Genomic DNA, 11,630 nt, shown 5'->3' on the forward strand with positions numbered 1-11,630 from the left:
GATCAGATGCCCGAAACCTCGCCTCTCACACCCGGTCCAATCGGCAGCGATCATCCCGCAAGCGATCGCTCCTGGCGCATCTGGGCCAGCGTTTTCGTCGCCGGTTTTGTCCTCGTCGGCCTTGTCATCGGCTTCGTGATTTTCCCGTCGCGCGGCGAAAGCAGTTTCGATCCCTTCACCGCCATCTGCCGCGCGCTCGGTCTGCCGGGCTCCGAGAAAATCCCGGCCGATCCCGGCGCCGCGAAAGCGAGCCCGCCGGTCTCCAATGTCGTCTGGACGGTGGAGACGAATCGTCTCTTGTCGCATGCGAGCGCGGCAAAAGGCGCAGAACTCGCCAAGGACACTTGCGGCGCCTGCCATGGCGAGGACGGAAAATCGACCGATCCGGAGCAATTCCCAAACCTCGCAGGCCAATCGCAAGCCGCGATCTTCAAGGAGCTTGCCGATTTTCAATCGGGCGATCGCAAGTCGGACACGATGGGGCCGATCGCGCAGCCGCTCACACAAGAGCAAATGGCAGATGTCGCCGCCTATTATACGGCGCAGAAGCCGGAGGCTCTGCGGGCGGCCGATTCGGCCGTCATGCTCAAGATCGATCTCCTGGCGCGCGAAGGCGATCCGAGGCGCGGGATTCCGTCATGCGATTCCTGTCATGGGCCGAGCCGCAGCGGTCCTGAAGACGCGCCGCTTCTATTGGGGCAGTCTGCTCCCTACATCGAAAAGCAGATCGGCAATTTCAACAGCCAGAAACGCCATAATGATGTTTTCGAGCGCATGCGCACCATCGCGCATCAATTGACGCCGGAGGAAGCGCACGCTCTGGCGATCTATTATCACGGCATGCCGGCGTCGAACTGAATGGTACTCCGTCAGGCAACAAGCTCGACATGTCCGTCTGCGAGTCTATAGGTCGCGCCGACGATGCGGATTTTGCCTTTCTCCACCGCGGCGCTGATGATGGGTGTCGCGCTCTTTAGCTTTTGCACGGTGAGGATCACGTTCTCACGGATCGCATTGGCAAGCGGATCGCCCGCCTTGCCTTCACTCGCTTTGACGGCAGGCGCGATCGCCGCGACAAGCGACGGCAAATGGCCGGGCAAGATTTCATTGTCTTTCAGCGATTTGATTGTCGCATCGACGGCGCCACAGGCGTCGTGCCCCAACACCATGATGAGCGGGGTGTTCAGAATAGCCACCGCGTATTCGAAACTTGCAACATTCTCATCAGTCGCGAAATTGCCGGCGACGCGGCAGACGAAGAGATCGCCGCGCGCGGTATCGAATGCATATTCGGGTGCGATCCGCGAATCGGCGCAGCTCAGAATCGCAGCGTATGGGTTTTGCCCAAGCGTCAGCGGTTCCCGCTCGTGTTTGAAATCGTGGCGCTTGGCGATACCGGCAACATAGCGCGCATTGCCCGCCTTCAGGAGATCCAGCGCCTCGTCTGGCGACACGACATTTTGCGGTTTGGGCGGCGCCTTGGTCGGCTTGGCAAACGCGGGACCTGCTACAGCAAATCCCACTGCCCCAGCCCCGAGGGCTTTAACAAGCCCGCGACGGGAAAAGGTGTGAGAGACATTCTGTGATTCGCAGAATTCGCACATGGCTCTCTCCTTTGTCGGCTGTGGCTTTTAAGAGCTTATGCCAAACTCATAGGACCGCCAGCTCAAAAAGCGCCCCGCGCTTCGATCGGCCAAATATCGACCAATCTATCGCCTTCGACGACATGAAAATGATCGTAAAGGTTAACCGTCGGATCGCAATGCGGCACGATCAGCTCGAATGACGCGCCGAGTGCGGGCTGCTCCGCGCCATCCGGCAATTCGATAATGCCATGCTCGTCGCTGTCCGGCTTATAGACGGCGCCCGCGACGGGCGCTTGCCGGAACGCGGGCAGCGTGCCCTTGGCAGAGAAATGCTTATTGCCGCCGTCGCAAGCAACGCGCCCCGGATAATTGCGGCCGATAACGGACACTTTCACGAAGAGCGATGGCTCGAAAGGTGTCGCCTTGGTGTCCTGCTCCAATTCGATGTTTGAATATTCGACATCGTTGAAGACATAGCTGCCGCATTGCAGTTCCGTGTAGCAATGAAGGCTGGGGTCCATGAACAAAGTGCCGGTCGAGCCGCCGGTCACATGCTCGATTCTGTGCCCAGCTGAAGCCAGCGCGGCCATAATGTCCTTGATGATAGCAGCGCAATCCTGCGAAGCCTTGAGTCTGTCGGCATAGGTCTCGACATGCGAAATATGCGAGGCATAGGCCTGCATGCCGGCAAGCCTCAGGCTTGGATGCGCCGCGATGCGTCCGGCGACGGCGAGTGCCTGCGGCACCGAGATGATTCCGTTGCGATGCCGCCCGAGATCGACATCGAGCAAGCAATCGAGCACGACGCCTGCCTGTTTCGCGGCTGCCGCGATCCGGTCGACCATGTCCGGGTCGTCGGCCACAATCGTGATCTTGCAGCCATCGACAGCAAGTCTGATCGCCCGCGCGATCTTATTCTCCTGCGTGAAGTCCGACGTGATCAAAAGATCACGCAAGCCTTTTGCCGCCAGGGCCTCGGCCTCGCCGACGGTCGCCACGCAGAGGCCGTTGGCACCCGCCTCGACCTGCAAAGCGCCGAGTGTCGCGCATTTATGCGATTTCGCATGCGGACGCAGCTTCATGCCTTTCTCGCGGCAGAAGCTTTGCGCCTTTTCGATATTGCGCCGGGCAGCGGGCAGATCGAGCACGAGGCAAGGCGTTGCCAAAACCTCGCGGCTGCCCTGTTGGCCGACCAGCGCCGCATTGGGACTTTGCTTCGTCATGCGCGTGTCTCAGCCAGCATCCGCAACAAGGCCAACAGCCGCGATGCCGGCCAAGACGCAAGTCTCGTCATTATCCGATGTGTCGCCGCTGACTCCGACAGCGCCGAGCAAAGTCCCGGCGCCATCGCGCATCAGCACGCCGCCGGGCACGGGAATGATCTTGCCTTGCGCCAATGTATTGACGGCATCGATGAAAAAAGCCTGCTCTTGCGCGCGTTTGAAAATCGCGCGCGAGCCCATGCCGAGTGCCAAGGCGCCATAGGCCTTGCCCTGCGCAATTTCGGCCCGCAACAGGCTTGTGCCATCTTGCGCCGCGAAGGCGCGCAAACAGCCGCGCTCGTCGAACACCGCGACCGCGATCGGCTTCAATTGAAGCTCTTTGCTTTTGGCAAGCACCGCGTCGGCGATGCCGCGCGCCATATCCAAGGTCAAACTCATATTGATCTTTCCGTCCTTAACTATGCGGCTTCAGCCGCCGCCATGCTCGACGCCAAAAGCCGCGCGACGTGAATTGCCTCGCGTTCCGTGCCGTCCTTGATCTGATGCCGGCAAGATGTCCCGTCGGCAATCACAATGGCATCCGGCGCCTTGCGTACCGCAGGCAGAAGCGAGAGTTCCGCCATGGCTTTTGATACCTCGATGGTCTCGGCCTGATAGCCGAAAGCGCCTGCCATGCCGCAACAGCTCGATTCGATCAAGTCGAGATCGAGATCGGGGATGAGGCGCAATGCGCCTTCGACGGCGCCCATGGTACCAAACGCCTTCTGGTGACAATGGCCATGCAAAAGCACTTTTGCAGCGACCGGCGCAAGCCGAGCGGTAAAGCGCCCGGCCCTGGCTTCGCGCAGAACGAATTCCTCGAAGAGCATCGCATGCGCCGCGGCCCGCTTGGCTTCATCGCCGGGCAGCACAGCGGCGAGTTCGTCGCGAAAGGTAAAGAGGCAGCTCGGTTCCAATCCGACGAGCGGCACGCCCCGGTCGAGAAAAGGCTTGAGCGCTTTCAGCGTGCGTGCCATTTCGGCGCGCGCAGCATCCACATTGCCGACGGAGAGAAAGGTCCGCCCGCAGCAGAGCGGGCGCTTGCCATCCTCTGCCTGCGCGAGATGCACGCGATAGCCGGCGCCTGTCAGCACGGCGAGCGCAGCGTCCAGATTTTCAGGCTCGAAACTCGCGTTGAACGTATCGGCCCAGAGCACGACTTCCCTGCCTTCGCTCGGCCCGAAGGCAGAGGCCTTCGGCGCAAAGCGCCTCGCTTTCCATTCCGGCAAGGACCGGCTTTTGCTGAAGCCCACGATCTTTTCGAGAGCCCAGGCCATCGGCGGCAGTGCATTGCGCAGATTGAGCAAAGGCGCGATCCATGCCGCGTAGCGCGCATAATGCGGCATGAAGGCGACAAGCCGGTCGCGCAACGAATAACCCTTTTTCTTGGCCCGCGCGGCCAAGACTTCGATCTTCATTTTCGCCATGTCGACGCCGGTCGGACATTCGCGCTTGCAGGATTTGCACGAGACGCAAAGCTTCATCGTCTCGGCCATCTCGTCCGACGAGAAAGCCTCCGTACCGATCTGGCCAGACAGCGCCAGCCGCAGACTATTGGCGCGCCCGCGCGTCACATGCTGTTCGTCACGCGTGACGCGATAGGAAGGGCACATGGCGCCGCCTTCGAGCTTCCGGCAGGCGCCATTATTATTGCACATCTCGACCGCGCCTTGCAGTCCGCCGATTGCGCCTGGATAATCCGACCAATCGAGCTGAGGTACGAAATCATCGACATGATAATCCGGCGCGTAGCGGAACAGACTGCGATCGTCGAATTTGGTCGAATGCACGATCTTGCCCGGATTGAAAAGCCCGTTCGGATCGAACGTGTCCTTTACCTCCTCGAAGGCACGCACGAGCTTTGTGCCGAACATCGGTTCGTGAAATTCGCTGCGCAGCAATCCGTCGCCGTGCTCGCCCGAATGCGAGCCCTTATAGGCGCGCACCAGAGCGAAGGCCTCTTCGGCGATGGCGCGCATGGCCTTCACGTCCTTTTCAAGCCGGAGGTTGAGTACCGGACGCACATGCAGACAGCCTTCCGAAGCATGCGCATACCAAGTGCCGCGCGTTCCGTGCTTCTCGAAAATGCGGGTGAGATTTTCGGTATAATCCGCGAGCTGCGGCAAAGGCACGGCGCAATCTTCGACGAAGGAGATGGGCTTGCGCTGATCCTTCATCGACATCATGATGTTGAGGCCCGACGTGCGCAGATCGGTGATCGCCGTCTGCAGAGCCGGATCATAGACTTCGACCACACCGCCCCAATGTTTGCGCTCGCGATCGAACCCAAAGCCGAGATCGCCCATGAGCTCGGAAAGCTGGCGCATGCGGCTTTTGTTTTCCGCTTCCTCCTCGCCGAACTCGACGAGGAGCAGCGCTTCCGGCTCGCCGCGCAAAATAGCTTCCAGCGTCGGCTTGAACATCGCAATCGCGCTTGCGAGTTCGATCATGGTCGAATCGACGAGCTCGACGGCGATGGGCTTCAGCTTCACGAGATGCTGCGCCGTCTCCATCGCCGCGTAGAACGTGCCGAAATGGCAGACGCCCACGGCACGTTTGCCGAGCACCGGCCATAATTTCAATTCGACCGCCGTCGTGTATGCGAGCGTGCCTTCCGAGCCGACGAGAATATGGGAGAGATTGATACGGTTGCGGCCGGGATCGAGCGCATCGAGATTATAGCCGCCGACGCGTCTTTGCACGTTCGGAAAGCGCGCCGCGACTTCGGCGGATTCGCGTCTGCCGATGCTGAGCAGGTGGTCGGCCAAGGATTTGCCCGGCCGGCCGTCGAGCTCGCCAAGACCGGCCGCCACTTCGCCGAAATGCATCGGCATGCCGTCGGGCAGGATCGCGTCGATCGCGATGACATTGTCGCGCATGGTCCCATAGCGCAACGAGCGTCCGCCGCAGGAATTATTGCCGGCCATTCCGCCGATCGTCGCGCGCGATGCCGTCGAAATATCGACGGGAAACCAGAGACCATGCCGCTTCAAGGCCCGGTTAAGGTCGTCGAGAACGATGCCCGGCTCGACGACGCAGGTTTTGTTTTGGAGATCGAGCGACTTGATCTTGCGCAGATGTTTCGAACCGTCGATCACCAAACCGTGATTGATCGTCTGGCCGCATTGCGACGTGCCCCCGCCGCGCGGCGTGACGGGTACGCCCTCGTCGCGGGCAATGGCAAGCGCCCGCGCCGCATCATCCATGCTGCGCGGCACAATAGCACCCAACGGCATCATCTGATAATGCGAGGCATCCGTCGCATAGCGGCCACGGCTGAAGGCATCGAAGAGGACGTCACCATCGACTTCCGCCTTCAGGCGCCGCGCCAGCCGGGATTGCGATTGATCAACCATTCCGCCGTCTCTTGCCGCCAGATCTCATGTTCCAGCTTTCTTGATCTCGCTCTTGATGCTTTGGCAATCTGAAACGCATCGGCGCAAGATTGTCCAGATTCCAAAGCCAGACGCATTTGACCTCGCCGCGCACATCCTCCGGATGGCTCCTCTCCCCGCCGCCCTTGAACTGATACGATAAAGCTCATTAGAATGAAGGCAGCTCAGGCCAAGAATAGTTTAAAGCCAATAGCCGACGGAGGAAAATATGGGCTGGAAACTCAAACCCACGCACGGGGTTCTAGCCCTTCTTTGCGTCATGTATTTCATTACCTATATCGACCGCGTCAATATCGGGACGGCGGCGAGCGCCATTAAGAGCGACCTTGGCCTTTCTCATACCCAAATGGGCGTCATCTTCTCCGCATTCGGCTATCCCTATCTTTTGTTCCAAGTCGGCGGCGGCTGGATCGGCGATAATTTCGGTCCGCGCAAGACGCTCTTCTGGTGCGGGATGATCTGGGCGATCGCGACGATTCTCACCGGCTTCGTCACCGGCATCATCACCTTGTTTCTCGCCCGCATTCTTCTCGGCTTCGGCGAAGGTGCGACCTTTCCCTCGGCGACATGCGCCATGCAGCATTGGACTCCGTTTGGAAAACGCGGTTTTGCCCAAGGCCTCACGCATGCCTTTTCACGGATCGGCAATGCCGTCACGCCGCCGCTCGTCGCGGCGCTCGTCACTTATTATTCGTGGCGGGGGTCGTTCATTCTGCTCGGCTTCGCGAGTTTGATCTGGGGTCTCATCTGGGTCGTCTATTACCGCAACGAGCCCAAAAAGCACCCTGACATCACGGAAGAGGAATTGAAGATTTTGCCCACCCCGCGTGAAGGGCCAAGACCGCAGGCGCCTTGGGGCGCTTTGATCCGGCGCATGTGGCCGGTCACACTCACTTATTTCTGCTACGCTTGGTGTCTTTGGCTCTACCTCAATTGGCTGCCTTCCTTTTTTAAGGAGAACTATCAACTCGATCTCATGAAATCGGCCTTCTTCGCATCCGGCGTTTTCATCCTGGGCGCGATCGGCGACACGGTTGGCGGCCTTCTGTCGGATCGCATCCTGCATGCGACCGGCAATGTGCGACTCGCCCGGCTGAGCATCGTCCTCGTGGGCTTTTTCGGCGCGCTGCTTTCCTTGCTGCCGATCATCTTCGTGCATGACATCACGATCGTCGCGATTTGCCTCGCATGCGGATTTTTCTTCGCCGAACTCGTGATCGGGCCCATGTGGTCGATCCCGATGGATATAGCGCCGAAATTTTCCGGAACGGCCGCGGGCCTGATGAATTCCGGCTCGGCTTTCGCCCTGATCGTTTCGCCGCTCGCCGGCGGCGTCATGATCGACATGACCGGCAATTGGTATCTGCCTTTCATCATGACGATTCTTCTGATGCTGATCGGCATGGCCGCGGCTTTCCTGATGCATCCGGAGAAACCGCTCGAAATGGATGAGCCGCTGTCGCCGCTCGCGGGCGGAACGCCTCTCGAAGCGGCGCTCTAGATCACGACGATTTTAAATTGACTCGATCCAAATTGTGAACGGATCGAGTCTATAATCTGTGCCGCATGGGCGCAGCCTTGCCGCGATCATGCGACCGGACTATGGTTCTTGAAACTCAAATGATCGAGCTTGAAAACGATGGCGGATGAGGTGTTCGAGATGCGGCCCCAGGGGCGTATTGACAGCGCCACGGGGCCGGCCTTCGAAAAGGATGTGCTGGCGAAGATCGACGGCGGCCAACGCTGTCTGCTGCTCGATTTCGGCGACCTTCAATATATCAGCAGCGCCGGTCTGCGCATCGTGCTGCTCGCCGCCAAGAAGATGAAGACAGCCGGCGGAAAGCTGGCCTTGTGCTCGCTGAACCCGCAAATCTCGGAAGTCTTCGAGATCAGCGGCTTTGCCCGCATCCTCGACATCCACCCCTCGCGCGACGCGGCCTTGGCGACCTTAACCACCTGATCAAAAACGCGACATCGGATGTGTTTTCCTGTGGTGGCCGCCGCAGGCGTCATTCAGTCGTCGTGATACTGTCATGTCCTGAGCGATACTCCGGCTCATGATCATGCACGCCGACGTGTTCGCCTCGATCCTTGCCGGGCTCGGGCTCTTTTTCATCGGAATCAAGTCGATCGCCGCCAATCTCAGCCAATTGGCTGGGCGGAGCCTGCGCCAATGGGTCTCGCGCTCGACCGATAGCTATCTTTTGAGCGCATTGATCGGCATGGCAGCCGGGGCTTTGACCCAGAGCACCAATGCCATCACCGTCATCTTGATGAGCCTGGCAAAGGCGGACCTCATCACCCTGCCCCAGGCCGCACCGATTCTGGTCTGGGCCAATGTCGGCACCGCGGCGCTCGTCCTGCTGGTCGCGATCGACATTCACCTCTTCGTTCTGGCGATCACGGCAATAGCCGGCTTTTGCTATTATTTGAATCTCGATCGCTCGCCGCGCTGGCGTCCGATCGTCGCCGCGATTTTCGCGATCAGCCTGTTGTTTCTGGGCCTCGAGCTGATGCGCAACGGTGCTCATGAGCTGCGCGATATCGACTGGGTTCGCGAATCCTTGATGCTCGCCGCTCAGTGGAGCGTTTCGGCCTTTCTGGTTGGCTGCGGGCTGGCGGTTCTGGCGCAATCCTCGGCCACCGTCACGGTGATCGTCATTGCCATGGCCTCGGCGCATTTGCTGAGCCTCGAGCAATGCATGATGACGGTCTTCGGCGCGAGCGTCGGATCGGGAATCAGCACCTATATGGTGGCCTCCTCCATGACCGGTGCGTCGCGCCAGCTCGCGATCCTGCAAGTCATCGTCAAGGTCCTCGGCATAGCGGCCCTCTTGCCTTTGTTCATCGTCGAACGCGCGTTCGGCGTGCCGCTGCTGGCCCACGCCATTCGCTTCATCACCAATGATCCAAGCAAGCAGGTGGCGCTGGTCTATTTGGCCTGCCAGATCGCGGCGGTCGCGGTGCAGGGCATATTCGACAAGCCCTTGCTCCCGCTGCTGCGATGGCTGGCACCGCCTTCGGCCGAAGAATCCGTGTCGAAGCCGCGCTATCTCTACGACCAGGCGCTGAGCGAACCGGAAACCGCGCTCGCGCTCGTCGATCGCGAGCAGGAGCGTGTTTTCGGTTTTCTGCCTCTGCACCTTGGCGTGGCGGATCATCTGGATGGCGGCGAGGCCTTCCCGGAGCGCGGCACGGTGCTTTCGGTGGCGACGACATTGGACGAGACCATAAGCCGCTTTCTCCATGATTTGGCTGACACGGGCGCCAGCCGCGACGTGCTCGAACTCATCGCCAACCGTCAAGCCCGCAACAACCTGCTGCAATCGATCCACGAGTCGCTGCACGACCTTGGAGCCGCCCTTTCGACGCCCTTCGAATCGCCGGCGATGCAGTCGCTCAGCACCAATCTGTCGGAAGGGCTCGCAGCGCTTCTGCTGGCAGCCGACGAGGCTGTGAAATCCGGCGATGCCGACGACCTCGCCATCTTGCGGCAGCTCACCGCCGACCGCGACAGCCTCGTGGACCAGCTCCGGCGCCGGGTCATCGCAGCGGATAAGATGCTTTCGGCGCGCGACCAGCAGACCCTCTACACCATCACCAGCCAGTTCGAACTGGCCGTGTGGATGCTCCGCCGCTATGGTGCCCTGATGAGTGTCGAGGCCGCCGCGCCCGAAGAAGCGCTTGCCGCCGCCACAGGGTAAGCCAGCCCGTCCCTATAGGTCTTAAGGATAATGTGCGTGCCCCGGCGTGCCGTCTGGCGGCCCCGGTCGCCGGCCTTTATGATAAAATTGCGCGAGGGAGACCGGGGATGAGCTTTAACCGCTGGAAAATGGCGCCTAAAATCTATCTCGTCGTGGCCGCCTTGGCGCTGATCACGGTGTTTATCGGCGCCCTCGGCGTCGATGCGATGCGCACCTATAACCAGAAAGTTCACGAGATCGAGCGCGCCTCTGCCCGCGCCGTCATCGGCGAAAAGATCAACGGGCTGATCTATGCCGCCGTGATGGACTCACGCGGCATTTACATGGCGGCGACCCCGGCCGAATCGGAGAAATTCGCTCCCCTCGTCTTGCAAAATCTGGAGCGTATCGGTCGCTTGATGAAAGAATGGACGGCGATGGACGAGCCTGAAGACAGGGCCGCCATGGACCGCGCCAACGCGGCGATCGACCAGTTCATCAAGTTCCGCACCGAGCTCGTTCGTCTTTCGCGTCAGGCTTCGCTGCCGGAAGCCCGCGCCTACGGCGACAATGATGCCAATCGCATCAACCGCGCCAAACTGAACGAGGAGATCGACGCGCTTGTCGCGGCCAACAATGCCCGCATCACGCGTCTGAACCAGGAGCTCACCGCGTTCTATCAAACGCGGCTCTGGTTCTTGGCCATCATCGCCATTGCCGGCGCTATCGCCGGCGCCGTCCTATCCATTCTCTTTGTCACGCGATTCATCACGCATCCGCTGACCGACATTACGAAAGCCTTGCAGGCCCTCGCGAGCGGCCACACGACCGGCGTGGTTCCGGTCGAGCGCGGCGACGAGATCGGCGATATCGCCAAGGTGATCCGCACCTTTCAGAAACAGGCGTTAGCCTCCGACGCGCTGACCGAGCGCGTGACCGAGGATGTCGGCCGGATCGCGCTCGCCGCGGGTCAGGCGAGCAGCGCCGTGAGCCAAGTGTCGGATGGCTCGAACCTTCAGCTCAACTCGCTCAAGAAGACCTCGAGCGCCGTCAGCCAAAGCACGCTTGCCATTTCCGACGTCGCCAGGAATACGCATCTTGCCAGCGAGCACGCCGCCGCCGCCGCGACTCTGGTGACGGACGGTATGTCGCGCATGTCCGACATGGTGAATGTCGTCAATGCGATCGCCGAAAGCAGCAGCAAGGTGCGCTATATCGCCGACGCGATTTCCCGCATCGCAAGCCAAACGAATATGCTTTCACTGAACGCCGCCATCGAGGCTGCCCGCGCGGGCGAGCACGGCAAGGGATTTGCCGTCGTCGCCGAGGAAGTGCGCAAGCTCGCCGAAAATTCCGCCTCCCTCGCGCAAGAGATCGCCGAACTCGTCAGCCGCTCGACCGCTCAGGCCGGCGAGGGCGTCGCCATGGCGGGCGAGGTCAGCGACAAGATGCGGCGCATATCCGAGACAGTGCGCCAGAGCGACAAGCTCGTCGGCTCGATCGCCACCGCCATGGCCGAACAGCAGGCGGCCATCACCCAGATCAATGCGAGCCTCGACGAGCTGACGCGGATCGGCCAATCGAACGCGACCGCGGCGGAGGAAATTACCGCGACCATGCTGGACTTGAGCAAGCTTGCGGAGCACTCTCGCGGCGAGTTCGATAAATTCAAGGAAATTTGGACTTAAAGAATGCCGCAAACAC

The 11,630-nt window shown here is 60.6% G+C and carries 9 protein-coding genes; 5 read left to right on the top strand and 4 right to left on the bottom strand.

Annotated elements, in window-relative coordinates:
• Nucleotides 1-6: 6 nt before the first annotated feature.
• On the top strand, nt 7-858 hold the full coding sequence (locus A3OQ_RS0120690) for a c-type cytochrome (RefSeq protein WP_020177360.1): 852 nt from the start codon (nt 7-9) through the stop codon (nt 856-858).
• Between the two features lie 11 nt (nt 859-869).
• Here A3OQ_RS0120690 and A3OQ_RS0120695 read toward each other — a convergent pair whose 3' ends face one another.
• The 4 genes from A3OQ_RS0120695 to A3OQ_RS0120710 form a co-directional block, all read right to left on the bottom strand.
• Nucleotides 870-1,604, bottom strand: coding sequence for a carbonic anhydrase (locus A3OQ_RS0120695; RefSeq protein ID WP_026596075.1), 735 nt, complete (start codon nt 1,602-1,604; stop codon nt 870-872).
• Between the two features lie 62 nt (nt 1,605-1,666).
• Nucleotides 1,667-2,809: a DSD1 family PLP-dependent enzyme gene (locus A3OQ_RS0120700; protein ID WP_020177362.1), complete on the bottom strand. Its 1,143-nt coding sequence runs from the start codon at nt 2,807-2,809 to the stop codon at nt 1,667-1,669.
• A gap of 9 nt (nt 2,810-2,818) precedes the next feature.
• A complete protein-coding gene (locus A3OQ_RS0120705) occupies nt 2,819-3,247 on the bottom strand; it encodes a GlcG/HbpS family heme-binding protein (RefSeq protein ID WP_020177363.1) in 429 nt (142 codons plus the stop codon).
• Nucleotides 3,248-3,267: 20 nt separating this feature from the next.
• A complete protein-coding gene (locus A3OQ_RS0120710; RefSeq protein WP_020177364.1) occupies nt 3,268-6,204 on the bottom strand; it encodes an FAD-binding and (Fe-S)-binding domain-containing protein in 2,937 nt (978 codons plus the stop codon).
• Nucleotides 6,205-6,451: 247 nt separating this feature from the next.
• Here A3OQ_RS0120710 and A3OQ_RS0120720 point away from each other — a divergent pair, with 247 nt between their 5' ends.
• The 4 genes from A3OQ_RS0120720 (at nt 6,452) to A3OQ_RS0120735 (ending at nt 11,614) form a co-directional block, all read left to right on the top strand.
• Nucleotides 6,452-7,744 (top strand): MFS transporter, encoded by a 1,293-nt coding sequence (locus A3OQ_RS0120720; RefSeq protein WP_026596076.1) that lies wholly within the window; start codon nt 6,452-6,454, stop codon nt 7,742-7,744.
• 138 nt (nt 7,745-7,882) lie between these two features.
• The gene (locus A3OQ_RS0120725; RefSeq protein ID WP_020177367.1) at nt 7,883-8,203 is read left to right on the top strand and encodes an STAS domain-containing protein; all 321 of its coding nucleotides are present in this window, start codon (nt 7,883-7,885) and stop codon (nt 8,201-8,203) included.
• Between the two features lie 103 nt (nt 8,204-8,306).
• The gene (locus A3OQ_RS0120730; protein ID WP_161607359.1) at nt 8,307-9,947 is read left to right on the top strand and encodes a Na/Pi cotransporter family protein; all 1,641 of its coding nucleotides are present in this window, start codon (nt 8,307-8,309) and stop codon (nt 9,945-9,947) included.
• Nucleotides 9,948-10,054: 107 nt separating this feature from the next.
• A complete protein-coding gene (locus A3OQ_RS0120735) occupies nt 10,055-11,614 on the top strand; it encodes a methyl-accepting chemotaxis protein (RefSeq protein ID WP_020177369.1) in 1,560 nt (519 codons plus the stop codon).
• The last annotated feature ends 16 nt before the right edge of the window (nt 11,615-11,630 follow it).

Origin of the sequence: Methyloferula stellata AR4, assembly GCF_000385335.1 — a bacterium.
Lineage (GTDB): Bacteria > Pseudomonadota > Alphaproteobacteria > Rhizobiales > Beijerinckiaceae > Methyloferula > Methyloferula stellata.